This window comes from Ancylobacter sp. G4_0304, from assembly GCF_047501495.1.
GTDB lineage: Bacteria > Pseudomonadota > Alphaproteobacteria > Rhizobiales > Xanthobacteraceae > Ancylobacter.
This window is the reverse complement of sequence record NZ_JAZDRM010000001.1, coordinates 216,553-242,029: the sequence shown is the minus strand read 5'-3', so window position 1 is coordinate 242,029 and position 25,477 is coordinate 216,553. Positions and strand designations below refer to the sequence as shown.

The window sequence follows — 25,477 nt, the reverse complement described above, 5'->3', positions numbered from 1 at the left end:
AACGCCTCATTCCGATCCGACCGAACAAGCAAACAAGATAACGAGGAAACAGCCATGGCAAAAATGATCCTGCATGACGGAGAGGCGCGCCGCGCGCTCGCCCGAGGCGTTGGCAAGCTGGCGGCGGCGGTCGAGACGACGCTCGGCCCCAAAGGCATGAACGCCATGGTCGACAGGCCGATCGGCACCCCGATCGTCTCGCGCGACGGCGTGACGATCGCTTCGGAGATCGAACTGCCCGATCGCTTCGAGAACATGGGCGCGCAGGTGGTGCGCGAGGTCTCGATGCAGACCAACGAAGTCGCCGGCGACGGCACCACCACCGCCATGGTGCTGGCCAACGGCCTCATCCAGAACGGCGTCGCGGCACTGGAGCGGGGCGCCAAACCCGTGGACCTGTGCCGGGGCATCGACACGGCCGTCGACCTGGTGGTCGAGACGCTGAAGGGCCGCGCCCGTCCCGCTTCCGAGCGCTCCATGCTGGAAGCGGTGGCGACCATCGCCGCCACCGACCCGCATCTGGGAGGTCTGGTGGCGGAGGCGCTGCACCGGGTCGGCGTCGACGGTATCGTTTCCTCCGACTACGGCCTCACCATTGAGACGACGCTCGATGTCGTGGAGGGCATGTCCTTCGACCGCGGCTACATCTCCCATCACATGGTGACGGATGTTGAGAAGATGGAGGTGGTGCTCGACGAGCCCTATATCCTGCTGACCGATCTCAAGATCCGCGCGCCGCAGGAAATTGCTGGCATCCGCAAGGCGGTCGCGGAGACCGGGCGTACGCTCGTCATCATCGCCGAGGAAATCGCGCCGGAGGTGGTCGTCACCCTGCTGGGCGACGGTAACCGCGGCAAGGTGCTGGTGGTCAATCCGCCGGATTACGGCCACTGGCGCAAGGCGATCATGGACGATCTCGCCATCATCACCGGGGGCAGGGTCATCGCCCGCGACCTCGGTGGCCGGCTGGAAGAGGTCGGGCTCGATGATCTCGGCACCGCCCGCCAGGTCCGCGCCAGCGCCCGCGAAACCGTCATCGTGCGCGGGGGAGGCAATGCCGACGAGGTCGCGGCCCGCCGGGCGCAGGTGGCCCGCCAGCATGAGCTTGCGCCCCCGAACATCGAGCAGGACAAGCTGAAGGAGCGCCTTGCCAAGCTCTCCGGCGGCACGGCGGTGATCTATGCCGGCGGCGTGACGCCGGTGGAGCAGAAGCGCACCATCCAGCTCATCGACGACGCGCTGAGCGCGACCCGTGCGGCGGCAGAGGAGGGCATTGTCGCGGGCGGCGGTACGGCGCTGCTGCAGTGCGCGCCGATCGTCGCGGCGCGGCTGGGTAATCTCAACGGCGATGTCGGCGAAGGCATCCGGCTGGTTCGCGAGACGCTGGCCCGTCCGGCGGCCTTTATCGCCCGCAATGCCGGCTACGATCCCGAGACGATCGTCGCCAAGCTGATGGCGGCATCGGAGGGCGTCGGCTTCGACGCGGCGACCGGCGAGATGGCGGACATGATCGCCGCCGGCATCGTCGACCCGGTGCGTGTCACCTACACCGCGCTGCGCAACGCCGCCTCGGTCGCCACGCTGGTCCTCACCACCAATACGCTGGTCGCCGACATCACCGACTATGTCGACCCGACCGCCGGTCCGGCGCTTGGCGGCGGCGCGGAAAGGCTCGGTCGCGCATGATCATGGCCTCCCGCCGGCGGTCCTCGCCCGTGCGGCGGGCCGCCTCCCGGCTGTCCCCGGGCACCCAAGGCATCGAGAACAGGCTGGGCTCGCCCTGGCAGAAGTCGGCGGCATCGCGACGTGTGAAAACGATGATGAGGAAGTATGTCGCCGACTTCATCATCGCCGGTGCGGCTCTCTTTGGTCTCGCCGGGTCTTGGTGCCGTGCTCGCCGGAGCGCTGTTTCGACGGGGTGTGACATGGCAAACGCCGGTACTGGCGTGACACGCAATTTCCCGGCGGGCCACGGCCCGCCAGGAGTCGTCGAGTGACGCTCGATTTGAACCATGCTAAAAACGGCGCAAACGAAGCAGATCCCAGACGCCAAAAATCGGGATTTGTTGTTCGTATAAAAATAAATGGGAGGGTGCTTTGGTGTACTTCTTCACCAAGAACGACGGTCCTCGAAAAGAGGACGTCGCCGCCAAGCAGATGATCGAAAAGAACTGGGGGACGATTGATCGTCTCGCGAACCAGATTTCGGGCGGCCGCTGGCAAGACATAAAGCAGGCGCGCGCGGCTAAAACATCTGTGGTCGAATACGATCGAAAAAGCTTTATGGGATATGTCCCGACGGAACGCCGCGCGGCGGTGCGGCCCTATATACGCATCAGCCTGAACAATCGCGTCGTCGTGGTCGATGAGGAGACCAACCGGCAGGTCCTTTTCCTTGGCGAGATCCGGCACCGGCCCCAGGGCCGGGTGTTCTGCCTCGCCACCCGCGCCAACGGCTTTTTCGATCCGGCGGCGGACGAGGTTCTGGAGGCCCTGGCCGAACTCGACGGGTGCCTGCTCGACGCTGGCGAGGTCGACGAGCCGTTCAAGCAGGAACTGGCACATCGCCTCGGTTTCGCCGAGCCACGGACCGCCTGAGTGACCCCCGCGGATACGTTTTGCGAACTCTCTCGCGCGGAGATCAATCTGGGCGCGGTCAAGGGGCATCGGGATGCAGACGGAAGCGCAAATGACCAAGCCGCCGTTTGAGGGCCGCTCGCGCGCCCTTCTTTCCGGTCCGAAAGAGGGGGAGGAGGCGGCCGACTATGCCGCCGACGGAGCCTATGACGCCTCGGCGACGATGAAGGCTTGGGAAAGCTTTCTCGACAGGGGGCGCTCGGTCGCGCCCGGCGGGCTGGTTCGCGGCATTATCGAACGATCCTGGCAGCGCAGCGTCGTATCGGGCGTCGACCCGCGTGGGCGCGGCAGCGATCTCATCGTCTCTCCCGACGAGGTGGACGGGTTGCGACGCCACCATGGCGGCCTGCTGCAGGCGGCGGGCAGGACCTTCGAACGTCTCGCCGACATACTCGGCGAGACCGCGACCATGGTCGTCGTCACCGACAACCGCGGCGTCATCATCGACACGGCCGGCGATCCCCATATCGTCGATGCCGCCCACGACATACGTCTGGAGATCGGCGCCAACTGGGGCGAGACCGTCACCGGCACCAACGGCATCGGTACCGCGCTGGTGACCGGCAAGCCGGTCTATGTGCGCGCAGCCGAGCATTTCTGCGAAGGCGTGAAATCCTGGACCTGCATCGGCGCGCCGATCCGCAATCCGCTCGACGGAAGTGTGATCGGCGTCGTGGATTTCTCCGGCCCCCAGGACATGTTCCGGCGCCATAACATCGCGCTGGGCGTGATGGCCGCGAGCCATATCGAACTGGCTCTCGCCGACCAGCTGCGGATCGAGCGGATGCAACTGCTCGAACTTTGCCTGTCGCGGCTCCAAGGGGCCGGGCGCGGCGACGGCTATGTCATCCTCGACCGCCAGGGCCGGGTGATCCACCACAGCGATACCGCAATGGCGCGCTGGAGACAGGCCAATCCCGATACGGAGCTGCGACTTGGGACGCAGTTGGTCGACTTCGAGGGCAGCGGCTGGCCCGACAAGATCGCGAATATTCCCGGCATCAACACGCAGCGCATGGAGCCGCTGGTGCAGGACGGCACCTTTTCGGGCGCCGTGCTGCTGCTGGGGCCGACCGGTCACCCCGCGCCGGCGGTTCGGGCGAGCGCCGGCGCAGCGCACCTGGCATTGACGGCGGCGCGCGACGCGATCATCGGGGAGAGCGCCGTTCTGATCGAGGCGGTCGAGCGGGCCGAGCGGGCCGCGCAAGGGCGAAGCGCCATCCTGCTGGAGGGTGAAACCGGCGTCGGCAAGGAACTGTTCGCCAAGCTTATTCACGCAGCCGGTCTCCACACCGGCAAGGAGCCTTTCGTCACCTTCAATTGCGGCGCGGTGTCCAAGGAGTTGCTGGGCGGGGAACTGTTCGGTCACGCCCCGGGCGCCTTCACCGGCGCCACGCGCGAGGGGAGGGCCGGCCGCTTCGAGATCGCGGATGGCGGGGTGCTCAGCCTCGACGAGATCGGCGAGATGCCGCTCGATCTGCAGCCCTATCTGTTGCGCATTCTTGAGGAGAACGCGGTGTACCGCATTGGCGAGGGCCGCCCGCGGCCGATCAATGTGCGGCTCGTCGCCTCGACCAACCGCAACCTAAAAGCCGAGGCGGCGGAGGGGCGGTTCCGCAAGGACCTCTATTTTCGCATCGGCGCCGTGAAGATCACCATTCCCCCGTTGCGCAACCGCCATGGCGACATCGGCCTGCTGATCCACCATTTCAACCGCCAGATCGCCGACACCCATTGTGCCGAGCCCCTGCGCTTTCAGCCGGCGGCGCTCGACCTGCTGGAACGCTATGAGTGGCCGGGCAATGTCCGGGAACTCCGCAACCTGGTCGAGTCGATGTCACTGATGGCGGTCGACCGTACCGTGGGCGTCCACGATCTGCCGGAAGATGTCGTCGAGGGCGTGGAGCGCCTGCCCTGTTCGAGCGGTAGTCCGTCCGGGACGGCCGACGCCGCCGACGAGATCGCACGGATCGACGATGCCGAGCGGCGGCTGATCGAGCGCACGCTCGTCGCCTCGGGTGGCAACACCTCGGTCGCCGCCGATCGGCTGGGGATCTCGCGCAGCACGCTCTATCGCAAGCTCCAGCAATACCGGGCGCGGCACTAGCCGTGGTTCCGGATGACGGATGGAACAGAAGGGGCGCGGATCAGATGACAGAACGGCCCTATCGCGCCGGCGGCGTGCCCGCCTCGACGGATCTTGCTTCGACCATTCTCGACAAGGCCGAGCGGGACGTGGTCTTCACCTTGCGTATCCGCGGGGAGAGCCTCGACCTGCTCTCGCGCCACTTCCAGCGCTTCATCGAGCGCGCACTGGAAGTCAACGGCGTGAGCTATGGCGACCATCCGCTGCTGCGGCTGTTCGTCGAGACGCATGGCCGCGAGCTCACCGACTTCGTGGTGAACGGCATGGCCCTGTCGCACCAGATGGATCTCAAGGCTTTCGAGCGGTACGGCGGGGACTCCACCCATCTGCTGCGGGCCGATGTCTGGGATAGCCTGCGCGGCTATATCGACAGCGCCGAGTTGCATTTCATGTCCGGCCTCGGCGGATTGAACGACATCCTCGCCGAAGTCGGCACCCACCGGCCCGACGCCGCAGGAGGCGCCGATGGCTAGAATCGCACGGGTTCAGTGCGGCGTTAATTGCCGCCGGTTGCGCGGCCCCATGGCGACGTCTTCACGCGCACCGCTGCCGAGCGCGGCGAAGAATGGCTTGCCGACGGTATCGATCATGACGGCCATCATCAGGGCTCCATGTCCGGCACGTCGGCGGCGGGCGGAGGGCGCGTGGTGACGGACACGCAACAACTGCGCACCCTGCTCGGCCAGCGCCTGGAAATCGTGCAGGAGATCGCTCGGCTGAATGCACGCCAGCTGCAGAACCGGCAGATCGTCAGCGGCCTGGAGCTGGAGGTGATGCTGTGCGAGCGCGACCTGTCGCAGGGCGGGGACATGGCCGCCGTGGCGGGTCGTCTCGAACAGGCACGGGTACAGCGTGACACGGCCGAGGCCCGGCTCGCCGAGGACGAGAGCGAACTCATCGAATGGCATAGGCGGCTCGACGCCGTGGACCGCCGGATCAGCGGAAGCTGAGCCCGGTCGGCCGGGGCATCGGCAAGGGAGCGCATTGAAATGAGCACGACGGAAGCCGAGGCATCGCCACTCTTCGCGCTGCTGGCACGACAATGGAATCTGGAGGTGCAGGTGCAGGCCGGCGCCTTCTCCCGGGACGGCGCCAGCCTCGCCTTCGCGCTGGCGGACGGCACGCTTGCCCTCGTCTCGATGGAGGATCCGGAAGCGGCGGGAGTCCGCTGGCGCATGTCGATCGAGGACGGCCGCTCCACGATCTCCCCGCGCGCACGCCCGATATCTGCGCCGACGAGGGTGTCCGTGGGCGAGGGGCCGCTACGTCTGTCCGCGTTCGGTCCGGCGAGTTTCCTGGTCGGCGATGCCAATGGGCGGCTGGTGCGCGTCGAGGCTGACGGCTCGGCGCGGGTGGTGGTCGAGTGCGACAGCGCCGGGGTCGACGCCATCGCGAACCCATGCGCGGCGGGCGACGGCATGGAGGGCGACGGCACGGCCTGGGTCGCGGCGAGCGGCAGCGTCACGCGCTACGACCCCGATGGCGGCACGGCGCGGGCCATGGCGCGCTATGAGGGCACCGCGCGAGCACTCGCGCCCGCGCCCGACAGCGCAAGCGTGGCGCTCGGCTTCGAGGCGGGCTTGTCCATCATCGACGTGCAAGAGACGGCCGGCGAGCGGTTCGAGACCGGGATCGGTCCCGTTGAAACCCTGTCCTGGTCACCGGACGGTCGCCGGCTGGCCGCGGGCCTGCTTGATGGCGGCATGGCGCTGATCGACAGGGCCGACCGCCGCGTGCTCCGGCTGCCGGACTATCCCGCGCCGGTGCGCACGCTCGACTGGAGCGCGGATTCCCGTCACCTCGTCACTGGCGGCGCCTTCCGCACCATCGTCTGGGCGATGGGGGAAGGTGGCGAGCGGCCCCGGACCCTGGAGACCGGCTGTTCCGGTTTCGTCGCTGTCGAGGCCGCGCGGCTCAATCCGCATTTGCCGCTCGTCGCGGCCGGCTATGAGAACGGCATGATCGTGGTCATGGCCATCGGCCATCGCGACGAACTGGTTATCCGCGCGCCGGCCCCGGGCGGTCTGCACGACCTGAGCTGGTCACCCGACGGCGAGCACCTCGCCTTCCACACAGCACAAGGCTGGGCGGGGGTGATCGACCTGCCCGCACACATGTTCAAACAGATCAACAGGAGGACAGCATGACGTCGCCCGACAAGACCGCCGAGAGCAAGGACAGGTTCTTCGAGGAAATCGCCGCTCTCGCCGAGCGGATGATCGCCGAGCATGGCCGCGAGTTCGCCATGGGTGCCTTTGTTCTCGCCGCCCGCTTCATCGCCGAGAAGAAGGATTTTGGCGACGCCCGGTCCGAGCGCACAAACTGAGTTTGGTACGACATCGATCCGGGTGAACCCACGCAGCCCGAAGCGACCGCATCGCGCTTGGATCGCCAGATCGGCTCAGTCAGGCAGGGGTATGTGTTCGCTCCGGTCCTGCGCCGGCAGGTCGAAGCGCCCCGTGCCCCAGTTCTGCGCGCGCCATTCGGCCTTGGCGGCTTCGATGCGCTCGCGGGACGAGGCGACGAAGTTCCACCAGATGTAGCGCGGTCCCGAAAGCGTCGCGCCGCCGAGGATCATCAAGCGCGCGCCCGTGCTGCCGGCGGCGACGGTAATACTGTCGCCGGGTCGGAACACCATCATCTGCGGCGCGGCGTACTCCTGGCCGGCGATCGAGATCGAGCCTTCGACGATGTAGATGCCACGGTCCTCGTGATCGTCCGGCAGCGGCAGATGGCTCCCGGCGTCGAGCTTCACGTCGGCGTAGAATGTCTCGGAGAACATCGTCGCCGGCGCACGCTCGCCATAGGCGCTCCCGAGGATTAGCCGGACCGAGAGACCCCGGTCCTCGATCACCGGCAGAGCCTCCTTGCCGTGATGCTCGAAGCTGGGCGCGATATCCTCATGGCTTTCGGGCAAGGCAAGCCAGGTCTGGATGCCATACAGGCTGTTCGGCCCGCGACGGGCCTCCGCCGAGGTCCGCTCCGAGTGGTGACGCCGCGGCCAGCCACCATCCAGTTCAGCGCGCCGGGACGGATGATCTGGTCGGCGCCGGTACTGTCGCGATGATGGAAATCGCCGCGGAACAGATAGGTAACCGTGCCGAGACCGATATGCGGGTGCGGCCGCACATCGATGCCCTGTCCGGTCAGCAGCTCGGCCGGCCCTGCCTGATCGAAGAAGATGAAGGGGCCAACCATCTGCCGCTTAGGTGCCGGCAAGGCGCGCCGGACTTCGAAGCCGCCGAGATCGCGCGAGCGTGGGACGATCAGGGTTTCGATCGCGTCGATGCCGACCTCGTCGGGGCAGCCGGGCTCGATCGCCGGGTTCCAGCTCATGGGCGTGATCCTTTCCTGTCGAATAGCGCTCGCGGCGCGATAGAAGAAGCTCCGCTGCTGCCCGGCCGACGCCGCCGAGGCCGGCGATGGCGATCTTTGGCTCCGGCATCGGCGCGGACACGCGCGTGAGGCTACGCGCCGAAGATCGACCAGCCCAGCCGCTTCGTCAGCAATTCCAGCGCGATACGGCCGAGATGGGAATTGCCATAGGCGTCGAGGCCCGGCGACCACACCGCGATCGAGGCCTTTCCGGGCGCGATGGCGAGAATGCCGCCGCCCACACCGCTCTTGCCGGGCAGGCCGACCCGGTAGGCGAACTCGCCCGAGCCGTCATAATGCCCGCATGTCAGCATCACCGCGTTGATGCGGCGGGCGCGCTCGGGCGTCACCACCCGGTGCCCGGTCGCCGGGTTGCGTCCGGAATGGGCAAGGTAGCGCCCGGCCATGGCGAGCTGCCGGCAGTTCATGACGATCGAGCAATGGTGGAAATAGACGCCGAGCGTGTAGTCGACGGGGTTCTCGATCACCCCGAACGACTTCATGTAATTGGCCAGCGCGATGTTGCGGAAGCCGGTGCGGCGCTCGGATTCGGCGACGGTGCGGTCGATGGCGATGGAAGAGTCGTCGGCGAGGAATTGCACGAAGCGCAGGATCTCGCCCAGCGCCTCCTTGGGCTGGTGGCCCGAGAGGATGCGGTCGGTGACGGCGATGGCGCCGGCATTGATGAACGGGTTGCGCGGAATGCCGTGCTCATATTCGAGCTGGACGATGGAATTGAACGCGCTGCCGGAGGGTTCGCGCCCGACATGCTTCCACAGACGGTCGCCGGCCTTGCCGAGCGCCAGCGTCAGCGTGAAGACCTTGGAGATGCTCTGGATCGAGAACGGCATGTCGGCGTCGCCGCCTGCAGCGACGGTGCCGTCATTGTCGATCACCACGAGGCCGAAGGAGCCGGTATCGACATTGGCGAGTTCGGGAATGTAGCTGGCCGGTTCGCCTCGGTCGGTGCGTTGCCGCATTTCCTCGGCGATTTCCTTCACGACACGTTCCAGATCGGCCACGGCTGAACTCACCCTCTCCCGACCGCCCCGCGCGCAGACCGCGCGAGGTCTCGGTCGCCCCCACTTATGCGAGATTTATACCGTCGCGCACGCCCAAGCGCGGGAAAAGCTCACATTTCCCCGAGCAAGGTCCATCGTTCGGAATGGCTGTCGCCTGTGCACGCCAGCGGCGCTATTTCTCGCGGCTTTTGCCGGTGAGCCAGGCGATGAGCGGATTTGTCGGCGTGTCGCCCTTCGGCATGCTCTCGACCACGATGATGCGGTCGATCTTGCCCTGCTCGAAGGTGGTCATGAAGGTGTCGTAGTCCTCGATCGACACGCAGCCATTGGAATCGCCGCGCGGCCCGAGCAGATAGGGGTGAACGAGGAAGCCGTTGCGGCCATACATCTCGCCCTTGCCGATCGGCGTCATGCGCACCGCGCGCGAGCCGTGGAACAGCTTCTCGCGCCAGGTCAGCTTGTAGATGTTGGGCGGGGTCGGCCCATACATCTTCATCGCGACATGGCGGATATTGTCCATCTTGTCGCCATAGCCGGAATGGGCCTCCAGCTTCTTGCCGCCCGGCAGATAGACCTTCTTCGCCTTGATGTCATACAGCGCGAAGCGATCCTCCGGGCCGGGATAGGTCAATTCCGGGCGGGCCGCCTCGGGCGGGGGCGCATCGGGAATCGCGGGGGCTGCCTCCGGCGCGTCGTCCTCGGGCAACGGCCCGGTCGCCGCCTGCTCGACGCTCAGCAGCGGGTTGCGCGGCGGCAGCGGGGCGAGGGCGAGCTGGGTGCGGGTCTGCTCGGCGGACTGGGCGACGGCGGCGTCGGCATCCGGGGCGTCCGGCGCCTGTAGACGGCCGGCAAAGAGCGGGTTGGCGACCGGGAGCGGTACCGTGGTTGCGGTCTCCACCACCGGCGCGGCCGGAGCCTTGGCGTCCGCCGTCACGTCCTCTGCCGGCGGCAGGGCGGCCACCGTGGGCGCGCCGGCTGCCATCCGCGCTTCCTGAAGCGCGGGATCGAACAGCCAGTTCGGCGCGAGCGCGATCAGGCCGGAGGAGTGGAAGTTGCGCACATCCATCACCGTGCGCACGGGCGCGGGCGGGGCGACGGCGAAGGGCTCGGGCGCCATCTTCATTGGCTGAGGCAGGGCAGGGCGCAGCGTGGGCGTGTCGGCGGGGTCGGCACCCCATCCCGCGCCCCAGGCCGCCGCCACCGCGACCGCCGCCACACCGCAGATGCCGATGAGGCCGGCGCCGGCCGTCTGGACGAGCGAACGCGCGCTGAAGCCGCGGACCTGCCTGCCAGCGGCTGGGCTTCCGGTTTTCGCGCTATCGATGCCGGCCTTTTCCGCCATGTTCCTCTCTGCTCGACTCCGTTCGAGCCGTGACAGTGCCGATGCGCCAGGCGCTCCGACTCACATCAGTCTCATCAACGCGGCGGGTGGTCAATTCCATCCGCAGCCCAAAATGCCCGCGCCACAGGTTTCGGGAAGGCGCGCGGCATCCGACAGGGTCGGGATGCTAGGCGCTCATGGGTAATATTCCGTTAACGGGATATTGTGGATGCCGTATGGCGAGGCGCGTCGGGCGTCGCACCCGCCGGCATCTCCAGCCCGCGCGTGAGCACGGCGAGCCAGTCGGCCTCGGTGACGACGCCGAGCAGGCGCCGTTCGGCATCGAGCACATAGACGGCATGGACGCGGCCGCGGGCGAATTGTTCGATCAGGCCGAGCGCCGGCGCGTCCGGCGTGGTGGTGGCGGCGGCGGTCATCAGGTCGCGTGCATAGGTGCCGGTGCCGGCCAACTCGCGCTGGCCGATGACGCCGGCGATGCGGTGCTCGCGGTCGATCACCGGCAGCGAGCGGAAATCGTGGCTCGCCAGCAGCGCCGCGACCACCTGACGCGAGGCGTCCTCACCGACCGAGATCACGTCCTTGGTCATCAGGTCGCGACAGGCAAGGTCCTGATAGGCCCGCGCCAGCGCGCGCTTCTCGATGGCGCGCAGCAGCCGCTCAAGATCGTCGCGCGAGATGTCGAAGCTCTGGCCCAGCTCGTCCAGCGCCGCGTCGACATCCTGTGCGCTGAACGAGGGCCGGCTCTCCGGCGGCGCGGCTTGCGGGGGCGTCGCGGCGATGGCGCGGTGCGGATAGGCCGTGCCGTTGAGCCGGTGATAGGCGACGGCGGCAGCGACCATCAGCAGGGCGTTGACGCCGACCGGAGCGAGCGGAAACCAAAGAGTGGCCGAGGGCGCCGCGAACAGCCCGACCAGCGCGGCGGCACCGCCCGGCGGGTGCAGGCAGCGCAGCAGCGACATCGCGGCGATGGCGAGGCCGACCGCAAGGCCGGCCGCCAGCGCGGGCTCGCCCACCACCTGAGCGACGGCGAACCCTACCAGTGCCGAGACCGCATTGCCGCCGATCACCGGCCATGGCTGCGACATCGGACTTGTCGGCACCACGAACAGCAGCACGGCGGAGGCGCCCATCGGCGGCACCAGCCAGAGCCCGTGCGGCCCCTGGCCGGCGAGCAGGGCGCAGGCGAGGCCAGTCAGCCCGATGCCGATCGTCGCCCCGAGGCAGGCGCGAAGGCGCTGGCCGAGCGTTGAGCCGGGCAGGATCGGCCGAAACAGCGTGAAGCGAGACAGAGGGGACATTCGCGTCTCCCGAAGGTTTCAGAGGCAGGCACTACGCCGTCCAGGGAACCGTCATCCTAGCAAGCTGTTCGCATTCATGTGAATTGAGATGATGTCGCGTCTGTCTGTGCCGGGCCGGCGAGGGCTTGCCGGTGAGCGTGCGGCTGCCCTAGTTCAGGACAGCGTGTCGGGCGGAGAATGGTCCCGGCGAACGTGCGGCGAGGAGAGCGAGAGCGGCAATGATGTTCGAGTGGATGGCGGACCCGGCGGCCTGGGCGGGCCTCGCCACGCTGATCGTTCTGGAAGTCGTTCTCGGCATCGACAATCTGGTGTTCATCGCGATCCTCGCCGACAAGCTGCCGCCGCACCAGCGTGACCGGGCACGCATTGTCGGCTTGTCCCTGGCCCTCGTCATGCGCCTCGCGCTGCTGGCCTCGGTCTCGTGGATCGTCACGCTCACCTATCCGCTGTTCACCGTGCTGGGCTCGGAGATTTCCTGGCGCGACGTCATCCTGATCCTCGGCGGCCTGTTCCTGCTGTTCAAGGGCACGACCGAGCTTCACGAGCGGCTGGAGGGGGGGCACGAGGCCAAGGCCAGCACCGGCGCCTATGCGGTGTTCTGGCATGTCATCGCGCAGATCGTGGTGCTGGACGCGGTGTTCTCGCTCGACAGCGTGATCACGGCGGTCGGCATGGTGCGCGATCTGTCGGTGATGATGATCGCGGTGGTGATCGCCGTGGCCGCCATGATGCTGGCGAGCCGGCCGCTGATGGCCTTCGTCAGCCGCCACCCGACCGTGGTCATCCTCTGCCTCGGCTTCCTGTTGATGATCGGCTTCAGTCTGATCGTCGAGGGGCTCGGCTTCCACATTCCCAAGGGCTATCTCTATGCGGCGATCGGCTTCTCCATCCTGATCGAGGCGGCCAACCAGGTCGGGCGGCGCAATGTCCGCCGCCGCGTGACCACGATGGACCTGCGCGACCGCACCTCGCGCGCCGTGCTCCGGCTGCTGCGCGGTGGGGATGCCGCGCCCGAGGCATCCGAGGAACTCGCCGCCATCGCCTCCAGCGGCGGTGCGCAGCCGGCCTTCTCGCCGCAGGAAAGCGCGATGATCGAGCGGGTGCTGACACTCGCCGAGCGCTCGGTGCGCTCGATCATGGTGCCGCGCGTCGATGCGGTCTGGCTCGACATCGAAGACGATCCCAAGACCATACTGGAGGAGATTCGCGCCAGCGGGCGCTCCCGCTTCCCGGTGTGCCGCGGCGATCTCGACGATGTGCTCGGCGTGGTCCACGCCAAGGACCTGCTCGCCCAGTACCAGGCCAGCGGCGCGGTCGACCTCGAAAAGGCGCTGCGCAGGCCGCTCTATGTCACCGAGACGCTGCCCGCGCTGCGCCTGCTCGAACAGTTCAAGACCTCGAACGTCCACATGGCGATCGTCGTCGACGAGCACGGCACCTTCGAGGGGCTGGTAACGCCGACCGACATCCTCACCGCCATTGCCGGCGACCTGCCGGAGCTGGCGGGTGAGGAGGCGCCCTATGCGGAGCGGCGCGAGGATGGCTCATGGCGGCTCGATGGCCGCATGCCGGTGGGCGAGGTGGAGCGCACGCTGGGCGTGGAGGGTCTGCGCGGCGGCGATTACGAGACGCTGGCCGGTTTCGTGCTCTCCGAACTCGGCCATCTGCCGGATCCGGGCGAGGGGCTGGACTGGCAGGGCTGGCGATTCGAGGTGCTGGACCTCGACGGCCACCGCATCGATCATATCACGGCGACGAAACACTGAGACCACGCGGGCGGGTTCCGGGACAAAAAGCCCGCTCAAGCCCGCGTTCCGGGACGCCTTGTCGGTTCAGCGCCCGAAACCCGAAGGGAGATCGCAAGAAATCGTGGCGATATAGATCAATGGTATGCAAACAAGCATGGAGCCCGGCGAGTCCAGGCGAGCAAAGGTGTGCGCTGCAACATGGATCAGAAGCAGAGCCAGGTCAGTACCACGAAGATGCCGAGCAGGGTGGCGGCACCACCGAACCATCCGGTGCCTGATTCATCTTTGTTGATGTTCTGATTCTGGTTCATGGGATCCTCCAAATTTATCTTTTGTTTGTCGTGACAATAACGCCAATCTCTGTCTATGGAACCATCGAGGGGTGCGTCACTTTGGCAGGGGCGCCGACGCGCGAAGTTGTTGATTTTTTCGCTTTTTGTTGAGTGGCTTAGCGAGAGTTGTGTTGCGCGATCGGCCCTCTATGCGCAGCTGCGCTGCCATCCGCGCGGCGGCGTGATAAGACGGCCGCGAACCGGACACAGCCATCCGTCCCCCATTACCAGCCTGACGAGTTGCCCGATATGAGCGAGACCGCCGCGGCCGACCTTCTTGAAGCGCGCATCGGGGCGAAAGAGGCGTGCATCGGCGTGATCGGCCTCGGCTATGTCGGCCTGCCGCTGGCGCTGGTGGCGGTCGAGGCCGGGTTCAAGGTGATCGGGTTCGACATCAATCCGGGGCGGGTCGAGGCCATCGCCGCCGGCCGGCAGGTGATCCGTTACATCCCCGCCGGGCGCATGGCCGGCGCGCTGGCGACCGGGCGTTTCGCCGTCACCGCCGATTTCGCCCGGCTCGGCGAATGCGACGCGGTGATCATCTGTGTGCCGACCCCGCTCACCCGCCAGCGCGAGCCGGACCTCTCCTTCGTCGAACGCACCGCGCGGGACATCGCGCGCACGCTGCGCCCCGGCCAGCTCGTCGTGCTGGAATCCACCACCTGGCCGGGTACGACCGTGGAGCTGGTCAAGCCGATCCTGGAGGAGGGCGGGCTGGTTTCGGGGCGCGACTTCTTCCTCGCTTTCTCGCCGGAGCGCGAGGATCCCGGCAATGCCAGCTATTCCACCGCCACCATCCCCAAGGTGGTGGGTGGCGACGGGGTGGAGGCCGGGCGGCTGGCGCAGGCGCTCTATCGCGAGTTGGTGACGAAGGTGGTGCCGGTGTCCTCGACCCAGGCGGCCGAGGCGGTGAAGCTCACCGAGAACATCTTCCGCGCCGTGAACATCGCCCTCGTTAACGAGCTGAAGACGGTCTACGGCGCCATGGGCATCGATATCTGGGAGGTGATCGAGGCGGCCGGCACCAAGCCGTTCGGCTTCATGCCTTTCTATCCCGGCCCAGGTCTCGGCGGGCACTGCATCCCGATCGACCCGTTCTACCTGACCTGGAAGGCGCGGGAGTTCGACATCGAGACCCGGTTCATCGAGCTGGCCGGGCAGATCAACACCCGCATGCCCTATCTGGTGGTCGACCGCCTCGCCGAGGCGCTGGACACCGTGGCCGGACGCGGGCTGACCGGTGCGCGCATCCTCGTGCTCGGCGCGGCCTACAAGAAAAACATCGACGACGTGCGCGAGAGCCCCGCGCTGAAGCTGATGGAGCTGATCGACGAGCGCGGCGGGCTGTGCGAGTTCCATGATCCCCATGTCGCGGCGCTGCCGCCGACCCGCCGCCACCCCCGGCTCTCGGGCAAGGCCTCGGTGCCGCTCGCGGCGGAGGCGCTCAAGGGCTTCGACGCGGTACTGGTCGCCACCGACCATGACGAGGTGGACTATGCCCTCGTCGCGGCCCATGCCCGCGTGCTGGTCGACACCCGCAACGTGTTCGCCCGGCTCGGGCTGGCGCCTGAAGGCCTCATCAAGGCGTGAGCGTATTCGCCTCCACCGGCGGGTTCAGCTTCGCGCAGGTCGCGGCCGGGGCGACATTGGTGCAGGCCGGGCCGCGGCGGAAATCGTCGTAATAGATGCGCCACACATCGGCGGCGCCGGCGCGGTACGGGCCGAACTTGAAATACATGTTGTCGCCGAGCCCCGGCCCTTCATGGCCGATATGGCCGGTGACGCTGGCGATCCATTGGCCGTTGACGAGGATTTCGATGCGGCCATTGCCGTCCGGCCCGGCCTGGACCAGGAACGCGAAATCGATCCAGCCGGATTCCAGCGCCGGCAACGTGCCACCGCGCGGGGTGACGATCAGGTCGGGCGTGCAGCCGGAAAAGCCGGAGAGCACTTCGGCGGCCGCGCCGGGCTCGACGGCGACAAGGGCGCGGAACTGGTTGAAATCGTCCGGCGGCCCGGCAGCGGCTTCGCCCTTGCGGCACCCCCGCGGGCGCTCGGCGTCGCCTGCCGCGATGAAGCTGCCAGTGTCGGTGTCGACCGTGACCGCCAGCTTGCCCTGGATCAGCCGCAGCGCCAGCAGCGGGCTGTAGTCGCCCTCCGCGTCGGGCTCGATCTCGCGCTTCCACTGCGCCATCACATAGCGGTGGCGCACGGTCGGGATCGGCTCGGCCATCTTCATCGAGAAGCCGTACCAGACCGGCGCCCCATACGGCACCAGCACCTCGGGACGCTCCCATACCTCGGCGCGCTCGCTGCACAGCCCGTTCGGCGTTGCGCATTGCGGCTGCACCGAGAGGTCGATGGACTGCTTGCCTTTGCGCGCCGTTGCGGAGCTGAAGACGTAGCGGCCCGCGCCCTGCTCGCGGTTGTTCTTGTAGAACAGGCCGCCTCCAGCGGAGAAATCGCTGCCCTCGAAATCCTCGTGCAGCACCAGAGCCTGAGGGCCGGCCCGGCTCGCCCCACCCCCCAGAGAGAGCCCGAGCACGAGCACCGCGCCGGCGAGGCGCAGCCGGCCGAAACGGCAGGGATTGGGGGGCGGGGTGTAAGGCTGCATGGCAGCAAAGGCCTCCGGCTTATGCTAGCATCGTCATAATTCGGTGATCGATCCGGCGAAGTCGATACCGACGACCTATCTGTCGACAATCGAATCTTAGCCGTGGCGCTGAAAGGCGCAAAGTCCTTGGCCGTCAATTTCTTCCGTTACGTCTGGCAGTACAGCCGCCGCGAGCAGATCATCGTGCTGATGTTCGTGCTGGCCTCGCTGCCGTTTTACTGGTGGTCGCTCGATGTCCCCAAGCGCATCGTCAACGAGGCGATCCAGGGCAGCCGCTTCGGCGATGGCCAGACCACCGCCCGCCTGTTCGACTTTTCCCTGTCGCTGCCGGACTTCCTCGGCGGGGGCACCTATCAGATCACCGACGGCTGGCTGCTGGAGCAACTGCCCTATCTGTTCGCGCTGAGCATGGTGTTCCTCGTGCTCACGCTCATCAATGGCTGGTTCAAATACGTCATCAACATCCGCAAGGGCGTGCTCGGCGAGCGCATGCTGCGGCGGCTGCGCTTCGACCTGTTCTCGCAGGTGATGCGCTTCCGCCCGGAGGACATCCGCACCACCAAGTCGGCGGAAGTCACCAGCATGATCAAGGACGAGGTGGAGCCGATCGGCGGCTTCTTCGGCGAGGCCTTCATCACGCCGGCCTTTCTCGGCATGCAGGCGATGACCGCCATGGTGTTCATCCTCGCGCAGAGCATGTGGCTGGGCGGACTGGCGCTGGCGCTGATCGTGGTGCAGGGCATCGTGATCCCGCATCTGCGCCGCGAGCAGATCCGCCTCGGCCGTATGCGCCAGCTCGAATCCCGCCTGCTCGCCGGGCGCATCGGCGAGATGGTGGAGGCCGCGCCCGCGCTCCACGCCTTCGGCGTCGGCGGCTACAGCGCGGCGGAGGTCGGCAAGCGGCTCGGCACGCTGTTCGACATCCGTCTGCGGCTCTACCGGCGCAAATTCGCGGTCAAGTATCTCAACAACCTGCTCGCTCAGCTCACGCCGTTCATTTTCTACACCCTCGGCGGCTATCTGGCGCTGATGGGCAAGCTCGACATCGGCCAGCTCGTGGCGGTGATCGGCGCCTATCGCGACCTGCCCGGCCCGATCAAGGAACTGATCGACTGGGACCAGGACCGCGCCGACGTCACGGTGAAATACGAGCAGGTGGTCAGCCAGTTTTCCAAGGACTTCATGCTGCCTGCTGAGCCGGCGACCCCGCCCGAGCCGATCGCGCCGGATGCGCCGATTACCATTGTCGGCCTGCGGGTGGTCAACGGCCGCGGGCTGGTGCAGATCGACCGCATGTCCGCCGCCATCGCCCGGCCCGGCCGCGTCGCTTTCGTGGGGCCGACCGGAAGCGGGCGCGACGTGCTGACCAAGGTCATCGGCCGCCAGATCACCGATTACCAGGGCAGCGTCACCATCGGCGGGCGCGAGGTCTCGGCGATGCCAGACAGCGAGGCCAGCGGGCTGATGATCTATGTCTCGGGCGAGCCCTTCATCATGTCGGGCACGATCCGCGACAATCTCTGTTTCGCCCTGCGCCGCGCCGTGCCCCAGCCGGAGCCCATCGAGCACGGCGACGCCGCTGCCCGCTACTGGCGGGACGAGGCGAAGATGACCGACAACCCACTGGTCTCGCCCGATGTCGACTGGATCGACTATGCCGCGGTCGGCGCCACCGGGCCGAGCGACCTCAACGACGCCATCATCGCCGCCCTGCGCGTGGTGCGCGGCTATGACGACATCTTCCGGGTCGGCCTGTCGAGCCCGCTCGGCGAGGACATCGACGACGAGCTGCGCGACCGCATCCTCAAGGCCCGCCCGGCCATTCTGGCACGCTACAAGGAAAAGGGCCTGATCGATTATGTCGAGGGCTTCCGGCCGGACCGCTTCAACACCAATGCGACGATCGGTGAGAACCTGCTGTTCGGTGTGCCGATCGGCGAGCGCTTCGCCCCGGCCAGCCTCGCCAGCGATCCGTTCACCCGCTCCATCATCGCCGCCGAGGCCCTGACCGCGCCGCTGACCTCAATCGGCATGAAGATGGTGGAGACGGTGGCGGAAGTGTTCCAGGGCCTGGCGCCGGACAACCCGCTGCGCGAGCGCTACTCTTTCGTGGACGAGGCCGAGCTGGACGCGCTGTGGCCGGCGGTGCAGTCTTCCTGGCAGCACGGGCAGCGCCGCACCCTGCCGGCGGAGGTGCGCGACAAGCTGATCGGCTATGCGCTGATGTATGTCGAGCCGCGCCACCGCCTCAACCTGATCGACGAGCAACTGGTGGCGCGCGTGCTGCGCGCCCGCTCCAGCTTCCGCCAGTTCCTGCCGGCGAGCGAGGCCGACTCCATCGAGTTCTACGACCCGAACCGGCTGATGCCGGCCGCCAGCATCCGCGACAACGTGCTGTTCGGCAGGCTCCACTATGGCAAGGCCCATATGCGCGACAAGCTGCTGGCGATGGCCGGCGACGTGATCCGCGAGCATGGGCTCGAAAGCTTCGTGGTGTCGAAGGGGCTCGACCAGGAAGCTGGTCCCGGCGGCCGCCTTTTGTCGCCGCAGCAGCGCGTCACCATCCAGCTCGCCCGCGCTGTGCTCCGGCATCCGCAGATACTGATTCTGGACGATGCGCTCTCTAGCTTCGCGCCCCCGGAAGCGCTTATGATCCGGGAGAACATCTTCGAGGTGATGGCCGGCAAGACGGTCATCACGTCGCAATCGGGCGAGGATGATCTGGAAGCGTTCGATCTGGTGCTACGGTTCGACGGTCCCAAGCTGCTCAGTGCCGAGCACAAGGGCGAGCCGACCGCAGAACCCGAGCCGACGGATCCGCCCCGCCTGCGCGAACCGGAGCAGAGGCCTCAGGAGGTTGCGAAATGACCATCGAGGACGAAGTACGCTCGCTTCAGAAGTTCCGCATGTTCCACCATGTCGAAACCCCGAAGCTCAAGCTTCTGGCCATGATCAGCGACCGGATCACGTTCCATCCGGGCGAGACCGTCTATGAGCAGGGCGAGGCGTCGGACGCGGTCTATATCGTGCTCGACGGCCAGTACAAGGTGTCGCTCAACACGCCGGACGGGGCGATCGACTTTGCCCAGCATGTGCGCGGCACGCTGCTGGGCGAGGCCGGCGTGCTGTGTGACCAGAACCGCATGGTGACCATCACCGCGGAGACCGCGCTCACCGCCCTGCGTGTCGACCGCGACGCCTTTCTCGAACTCATCAAGGAATCCATGCCGTTCAACCTCGCGGTGATGCGCGAACTCGGCCGGCAGATTATGGATTTGAACAACATCTGCGCCCAATTGGTGCAGCGACTGCCGAAGGGGGCGCCCGCGGCGGACGCGGCCCGCAGCATCGCGGCACCGGTCAACGCGCACTGAACAGAGACCCATGGCCGTCACCACCACTACCAAGGGCCCGATGCCCGCGAGCGAACAGTCGCGGAATACGCTCAGCGATCAGCCCTGGGCATGCCGCGCGCGGTTATGGGCGGGCGTCGTCCTGTTCGCCTTCGTCTTCACCCATCTGATCAACCACGCCGTGGGCATCTTCGGCGTCGATGCGATGGAGTATGCCCAGCAATGGCGCTGGCTGCTGTGGCGGAGCTGGCCAGGGAGCATCCTGCTCTACGGCGCCGCGCTGATCCATGTGGTGTTGGCGACTTATCGCATCCTGCGTCGCTCCACCTGGCGCATGCCGCGCGACGAGGCGTGGCAGATCATTTCCGGCCTCGCCATTCCCTTCCTGGTGGCGGGTCATGTGTTGCAGACCCGCATCGCCGGTTCCTGGTTTGATGTCGACCAGAGCTATCATGCGGTGCTGCTTCGGCTGTGGCCGGCGGTGCTGTTCTCGCAGAGCCTGCTGCTGGTGGTGAGCTGGAGCCATGGCGTGATCGGGCTGCACCATTCGCTGCGCTATCAGCCGTGGTATCCGAGCTGGCGGGTGGCGGGGCTCGTGATCGCGGTTCTGGTGCCGGTGCTGGCCTTCGCCGGTTTCGTCGCCGGCGGGCGAGAGGCGGCGCAGGTGGCGGCGCCCGGTGGGCTCACGCCGGAGCAGATGGCCGGCATCGGGCAGGCCGGCATGATGCTGAATGCCGGGCTTGCCGGATTCGCCAGCGCGTTCGCGCTGCTGCTGGTCGGAGCCTATGTGCGCCGGCGGCTTGGCTCCACCGTGACCATCACCTATCGCGGCTACGGCCCGGTGCGGGTGCCGCGCGGCACCTCGGTGCTGGAGGCGAGCCGCATGTTTCACATCCCGCATCCTTCCTCCTGCCGCGGCCGCGGGCGCTGCTCGACCTGTCGGGTACAGATCACGGCTGGCGCGGCGGAACTGCCGGACCCGTTCGGCGGGGAGCGGGCGGTGCTGTCCGAGATCGGCGCGCCGACCAATGTACGCCTCGCCTGCCAGATGCGGCCGACCCACGATATAAGCGTACGCATCCTCATGCCTGTCCTTGGCAGCCGCGTCGTCGACCCGGACCAGGACGCGCAGGAATGGGCGGTGGAGCGCGAGGCCACCGTGATCTTCCTCGACCTGCGCGCGTTCAACACCTTGACCTCCAACCGCCTTCCTTATGAAATCGCGGTGCTGATCAACCGTTTCTCCACGGAGATGACCCAGACGGTCGAGAGCCACGGAGGGCGCATAGACCAGATGTATGGCGACGGCCTGCTCGCCGTGTTCGACGGCTCCGACAAGCGCTCGTCCGGCGCCCGCGCCGCCCTGCGCGCCGCGCGCGACATGACGCGGGTGCTGGACATGCTCAATGTCGAGATGCGCGGCGCCCTGCCGATCCCGATCCGCGCCGGCATCGGCATCCATACCGGCCCGATCATCCTTGCCCGCGTCGGCGACGGGGTGCAGGAGCAGCGGCTGCGCGCGATCGGGGTCACCGTCACCGTCGCCGCCGGGCTGGAGGCCGCCTCCAAGGAGTATCTCGCCGATTACTTCATCTCGGAGGAGACCGCACGCGCCTCGGGCTACGATTTCTCCAGCCAGAGCCTGCGCGATGTGATCATCGACGGCCACAGCATGCCGGTTCCCGCCTACGCCGTCGCCAACGAGGCCGCGCTCGACAAGGTGATGTCGGGCAAGGCGATGCTTGGCGTCCTGAACACCGCAGGGATGTGAGGCGGTGGCGGGGGGCGGGCAAGACGAGACGCTGCGAGACGACGTGCTGCGCATCGAGGACCTGCACGTCTCGTTCGTCCTGCATGGGCAGATGACCGAGGTGGTGAAGGGCGTCTCGCTGCGCGTGCCGGCCGGCCGCACCGTGGCGCTGGTCGGCGAATCCGGCTCCGGCAAGACCGTGATATCGCAATCGGTGATGGGGCTGCTCCCGCGCAACGGCGTCATCACCTCCGGCCGCATTCTGTTCTCGGACCCGGCCAAGGACGGCAGGAAGGACGGAGGCAGCGTCGATATCGCGGGACTGCCGCGCGACGGCAAGAAGATGCGCATGCTGCGCGGCGGGCGCATGGGCATGGTGTTTCAAGAGCCGATGTCCTCGCTGTCGCCGGTGCACACCATCGGCAACCAGATCGAGGAAGCGCTCCAGCTCCACCGCCCCCATCCGCGCAAGGAGGCGCGGGCGGTGACCGAGCAGATGCTCGGCCTCGTCGGCTTTCGCGACCCGCAGCGCTCCTATGACCGCTACCCGTTCGAATTGTCCGGGGGCCTTCGCCAGCGCGCCATGCTGGCCATGGCGCTGATCTGCCATCCCGCCTTGCTGATTGCCGACGAGCCGACCACGGCGCTGGACGTGACCATCCAGGCCCAGGTGCTCAAGCTGATGAAGACGCTTCAGCAGCAGTTCGGCATGGCGATCCTGCTGATCACCCACGATCTTGGCGTGGTCGCCAACATGGCGGACGAGGTGGTGGTGGTCTATCGCGGACAGGTCATGGAGGCCGGTCCGGTCGAGGACATCTTCCGCCGCCCCGGCCACCCCTATCTCAAGGCGTTGCTCAAGGCCTCGCCCGATTTCGACATGCCGGAAGGCGAGCGCCTTGTGGCGCTGCGCGGCGTGACGCCGGCACCGGTGGTGAAGCCGCGGAGCGCCAAGGCGGCGCCCGAGCCGCTCTTGAGCGTGCGCGGCCTGCGCAAGACCTATGGCGGCAAGAAGGGCGGCGGCGTCGTCGCGGTCAATGATGTCAGCTTCGACATCATGAAGGGCCAGTGCCTCGGCCTCGTCGGCGAAAGCGGTTCGGGCAAGTCGACGGTCGGCAATCTGATCATGCGTGCGCGCAAGGCCGATGCCGGCTCGGTCGTCTTCCATGATCCCGCCGGCCCGGTCGACGTGCTGGCGCTGGAGGGCGCGGCGCTAAAGGCGTTCCGCCCGCGCATGCAGATGATCTTCCAGGATCCGGTGAGCTCGCTCTCCCCGCGCATGACCGTGCTCGACATCATCCGCGAGCCGCTGATCATCCAGGGACGCGGTTCGGATGCCGAGCAGAAGCGGCGCGCGGTGGAGCTGATGGAATGCGTCGGGCTCGATCCGCGCTTCCTGTCGCGCTATCCGCACAGCTTCTCCGGCGGCCAGCGCCAGCGCATCGGCATCGCCCGCGCGCTCGCGCTCAACCCGGACCTCATCATCTGCGACGAGCCGGTCTCCGCGCTCGACGTTTCGGTGCAAGCGCAGATCCTCAACCTCTTGAAGGACCTGCAATCCTCGCTCGGACTCACCTATCTGTTCGTCTCGCACAATCTCGCGGTGGTGCACTACATGGCGGCACGGATCGCGGTGATGGCGCGCGGACGCATCGTTGAGATCGGCCCGCGCGACGCGCTGTTCCGCACGCCGGCGCATCCCTATACGCGCTGCCTGCTGCGCGCCGTGCCGCTGCCCGACCTCGACCGGCCGCTCGACTTCGACATCGCGACCTCGGGCGGCGGGGCTTCTGATCCCGCGACCTGGCCGGCGGCGTTTCGCGGTACGGCGCCGGACCGGCTGGAGATGATCGACCTCGGAGGCGGCCACTTCGTGCTCGCCGATCGTGGTTGCACCGCCCATGATGTGACGGCGGCATGAGCACCATGGCGATGCGCCCGCTTCTCATTCTGTTCGCCCTCGCTCTCGGCCTGTGCGCGGCCCGCGCGCAGGAACCCTCGGCGCGGCCGGATCTGAGCCTCGAACCACCCATGTTCGTCGACAAGGTTCGGGTCGGGGAGTTGCCGCCGGTGGCCGACCGCCTGCCCGATCCCCCACGCGTCATCGACGTGAAGGCGCGCGGCGGCGAAGTGGGTCGCTATGGTGGCACGCTGCGCATGCTGATGGGCGACCCGCGCGACATCCGCATGGTGACGATCTACGGCTATGCCCGCCTTGTGGTGTTCGACGAGAACGGTCGCCTGGTGCCGGACATCCTCGAAAAGGTCGACGTCGAGGAAAGCCGTGTCTTTACCTTCCATCTGCGGCGCAATCACCGCTGGTCCGACGGGCATCCTTTCACCGCCGAGGATTTCCGCTACTGGTGGGAGGATGTCGCCAATAATGAGCGCTTCAATCCCGGCGGCCCGCCGATGCAGATGGTGGTGGACGGCGAGCCGGCGACATTCGAGGTGATCGACGCCGCCACGGTGCGCTATTCCTGGTCGAAGCCCAATCCCGGCTTCCTGCCGGCGCTGGCGGCGGCGCAGCCCTTCATCATCGCCATGCCGGCGCATTACATGAGGCAGTTCCACCAGCGCTATGCCGATCCGCTGAAGCTTTCCGCTTTGGTCAAGCTGGAGCGCGTCAAGGACTGGGGTGCGCTGCACGACCGCATGGCGCGTTCCTATCGGCCGGAAAACCCCGAGCTGCCGACGCTCGGCCCCTGGGTGCCGCTGACCAATCCGCCCGCCGAGTTCTTCGTGTTCCGCCGCAACCCGTTCTTCCACCGGGTCGACGAGACCGGCCGGCAGCTGCCCTATATCGACAAGATCACCGTTTCCATCGGCACCTCCTCGCTGATCCCCGCCAAGGTGGGGGCTGGCGGTGCGGACCTTCAGGCGCGCTACCTGCGTTTCGACAACTACACCTTCCTGAAAGAGGGCGAGGAGCGCAGCAATTACACGGTGCGGCTCTGGGAGCAGGGCATCGGCGCCTATGTCGCCATCGTCCCCAATCTCAACGTCAAAGATCCGGGCTGGCGCGACGTGCTGCGCGACGTGCGGGTGCGCCGGGCGCTCTCGGTCGGCATCAACCGGCGCGACATCAACCAGGTGATCTTCTTCGGTCTCGGCCATGAGGGCGCCAACACCGTGATCCCCGGCAGCGCGCTCTACGATTCCAAATACGACACCGCCTGGGCGCAGTACGACCCCGCGCTTGCCAACCGCCTGCTGGACGAGGCCGGGCTCGACAAGCGCGACGAGGACGGCATCCGCCTGCTGCCGGACGGGCGGCGCGCCGAGATCACGGTGGAAACCGCCGGCGAGAGCACGGAAGAGACCGACATTCTCGAACTGGTCGGCGACGACTGGCGCAAGATCGGCATCAAGCTGCATGTGCGCGGCACCCAGCGCGATCTGCTGCGGCGCGGCGTCATCGCCGGCAACGTCAAGATGTCGGTCTGGCAGGGGCTCGACAATGCGCTGGCTTCGCCCGAGATGTCGCCGGTCGAGCTGGCGCCGTCCAATTCCATGCAGTTCCAGTGGCCGCTCTGGGGGCAATATGCAGATTCCGGCGGGCGAGAGGGCGAGAAGCCGGCGCTGCCCGCCGCCGCCGAGCTCTCCGATCTCGCCGAACGCTGGCGCCAGTCCAAGACCGGCGAGGAGCGCGAGGCGATCTGGAGGCGCATGCTGGAGATCAATGCCGATCAGGTGTTCACCATCGGCGTCATCAACCGCACCTCGCAGCCGGTCGTGGTGTCGAACCGGCTGCGCAACGTGCCGAAGGTCGGCATCTATAGCTTCGAGCCGGGCGCCTATTTCGGCATCTATCTGCCCGATACGTTCTGGTTTGACGACACGCCAGGGAAGGGGTGAGC

18 protein-coding genes and 1 pseudogene are annotated in these 25,477 nt (G+C 67.3%); 14 read left to right on the top strand and 5 right to left on the bottom strand.

Annotated features, from left to right (window positions below; all coding sequences use genetic code 11):
• The first annotated feature begins 54 nt into the window (after positions 1 to 54).
• From VRZ77_RS01125 to VRZ77_RS01095, 7 genes are all read left to right on the top strand, one after another.
• Positions 55 to 1,686, top strand: coding sequence for a molecular chaperone GroEL (locus tag VRZ77_RS01125; RefSeq protein WP_414590861.1), 1,632 nt, complete (start codon positions 55 to 57; stop codon positions 1,684 to 1,686).
• A gap of 414 nt (positions 1,687 to 2,100) precedes the next feature.
• Positions 2,101 to 2,598 (top strand): hypothetical protein, encoded by a 498-nt coding sequence (locus VRZ77_RS01120; protein WP_414590860.1) that lies wholly within the window; start codon positions 2,101 to 2,103, stop codon positions 2,596 to 2,598.
• A 91-nt stretch (positions 2,599 to 2,689) separates the two neighbouring features.
• Positions 2,690 to 4,744: a sigma-54-dependent Fis family transcriptional regulator gene (locus VRZ77_RS01115; protein ID WP_414590859.1), complete on the top strand. Its 2,055-nt coding sequence runs from the start codon at positions 2,690 to 2,692 to the stop codon at positions 4,742 to 4,744.
• Between the two features lie 44 nt (positions 4,745 to 4,788).
• Positions 4,789 to 5,256, top strand: coding sequence for a hypothetical protein (locus VRZ77_RS01110; RefSeq protein WP_414590858.1), 468 nt, complete (start codon positions 4,789 to 4,791; stop codon positions 5,254 to 5,256).
• A 171-nt stretch (positions 5,257 to 5,427) separates the two neighbouring features.
• Positions 5,428 to 5,733 carry a hypothetical protein gene (locus VRZ77_RS01105; RefSeq protein ID WP_414590857.1) on the top strand — a complete coding sequence of 102 codons (306 nt, stop codon included), beginning with the start codon at positions 5,428 to 5,430 and terminating at the stop codon, positions 5,731 to 5,733.
• A 39-nt stretch (positions 5,734 to 5,772) separates the two neighbouring features.
• Positions 5,773 to 6,930: a WD40 repeat domain-containing protein gene (locus VRZ77_RS01100; RefSeq protein ID WP_414590856.1), complete on the top strand. Its 1,158-nt coding sequence runs from the start codon at positions 5,773 to 5,775 to the stop codon at positions 6,928 to 6,930.
• Positions 6,927 to 7,109: a hypothetical protein gene (locus VRZ77_RS01095; protein WP_414590855.1), complete on the top strand. Its 183-nt coding sequence runs from the start codon at positions 6,927 to 6,929 to the stop codon at positions 7,107 to 7,109. Before VRZ77_RS01100 ends, VRZ77_RS01095 begins: the two co-directional genes overlap by 4 nt.
• Before the next feature lie 75 nt (positions 7,110 to 7,184).
• Here the strand turns inward: VRZ77_RS01095 and VRZ77_RS01090 are convergent.
• The 4 genes and pseudogenes from VRZ77_RS01090 to VRZ77_RS01075 form a co-directional block, all read right to left on the bottom strand.
• Positions 7,185 to 8,119 (bottom strand): annotated as a pseudogene (locus VRZ77_RS01090) (pirin family protein).
• A 131-nt stretch (positions 8,120 to 8,250) separates the two neighbouring features.
• Entirely contained in the window at positions 8,251 to 9,192 is a 942-nt protein-coding gene (locus VRZ77_RS01085) for a glutaminase (protein ID WP_414590854.1), read from the bottom strand.
• A 160-nt stretch (positions 9,193 to 9,352) separates the two neighbouring features.
• Positions 9,353 to 10,522 carry a DUF2778 domain-containing protein gene (locus tag VRZ77_RS01080; RefSeq protein WP_414590853.1) on the bottom strand — a complete coding sequence of 390 codons (1,170 nt, stop codon included), beginning with the start codon at positions 10,520 to 10,522 and terminating at the stop codon, positions 9,353 to 9,355.
• A 191-nt stretch (positions 10,523 to 10,713) separates the two neighbouring features.
• A complete protein-coding gene (locus tag VRZ77_RS01075; RefSeq protein WP_414590852.1) occupies positions 10,714 to 11,820 on the bottom strand; it encodes an HPP family protein in 1,107 nt (368 codons plus the stop codon).
• A gap of 218 nt (positions 11,821 to 12,038) precedes the next feature.
• Here VRZ77_RS01075 and VRZ77_RS01070 point away from each other — a divergent pair, with 218 nt between their 5' ends.
• Together VRZ77_RS01070 and VRZ77_RS01065 are read left to right on the top strand one after the other, a co-directional pair.
• Complete coding sequence (locus tag VRZ77_RS01070; RefSeq protein ID WP_414590851.1) at positions 12,039 to 13,586, top strand: TerC family protein; 1,548 nt, start codon at positions 12,039 to 12,041, stop codon at positions 13,584 to 13,586.
• Between the two features lie 563 nt (positions 13,587 to 14,149).
• The gene (locus VRZ77_RS01065; protein WP_414590850.1) at positions 14,150 to 15,490 is read left to right on the top strand and encodes a nucleotide sugar dehydrogenase; all 1,341 of its coding nucleotides are present in this window, start codon (positions 14,150 to 14,152) and stop codon (positions 15,488 to 15,490) included.
• On the opposite strand, the gene VRZ77_RS01060 is transcribed toward VRZ77_RS01065, so the two are convergent.
• Positions 15,480 to 16,514: a polysaccharide lyase gene (locus tag VRZ77_RS01060; RefSeq protein WP_414590849.1), complete on the bottom strand. Its 1,035-nt coding sequence runs from the start codon at positions 16,512 to 16,514 to the stop codon at positions 15,480 to 15,482. The genes VRZ77_RS01065 and VRZ77_RS01060 overlap by 11 nt on opposite strands.
• A gap of 126 nt (positions 16,515 to 16,640) precedes the next feature.
• Here VRZ77_RS01060 and VRZ77_RS01055 point away from each other — a divergent pair, with 126 nt between their 5' ends.
• The 5 genes from VRZ77_RS01055 to VRZ77_RS01035 are packed head-to-tail and all read left to right on the top strand — an operon-like array spanning position 16,641 to position 25,475.
• Entirely contained in the window at positions 16,641 to 19,382 is a 2,742-nt protein-coding gene (locus tag VRZ77_RS01055; protein WP_414590848.1) for an ABC transporter transmembrane domain-containing protein, read from the top strand.
• Positions 19,379 to 19,888 carry a cyclic nucleotide-binding domain-containing protein gene (locus VRZ77_RS01050; RefSeq protein WP_414590847.1) on the top strand — a complete coding sequence of 170 codons (510 nt, stop codon included), beginning with the start codon at positions 19,379 to 19,381 and terminating at the stop codon, positions 19,886 to 19,888. Before VRZ77_RS01055 ends, VRZ77_RS01050 begins: the two co-directional genes overlap by 4 nt.
• Positions 19,889 to 19,898: 10 nt before the next feature.
• The gene (locus VRZ77_RS01045) at positions 19,899 to 21,638 is read left to right on the top strand and encodes an adenylate/guanylate cyclase domain-containing protein (protein ID WP_414590846.1); all 1,740 of its coding nucleotides are present in this window, start codon (positions 19,899 to 19,901) and stop codon (positions 21,636 to 21,638) included.
• Between the two features lie 4 nt (positions 21,639 to 21,642).
• Entirely contained in the window at positions 21,643 to 23,538 is a 1,896-nt protein-coding gene (locus VRZ77_RS01040; protein ID WP_414590845.1) for a dipeptide ABC transporter ATP-binding protein, read from the top strand.
• 5 nt (positions 23,539 to 23,543) lie between these two features.
• Complete coding sequence (locus tag VRZ77_RS01035) at positions 23,544 to 25,475, top strand: ABC transporter substrate-binding protein (protein ID WP_414590892.1); 1,932 nt, start codon at positions 23,544 to 23,546, stop codon at positions 25,473 to 25,475.
• Positions 25,476 to 25,477 lie beyond the last annotated feature (2 nt).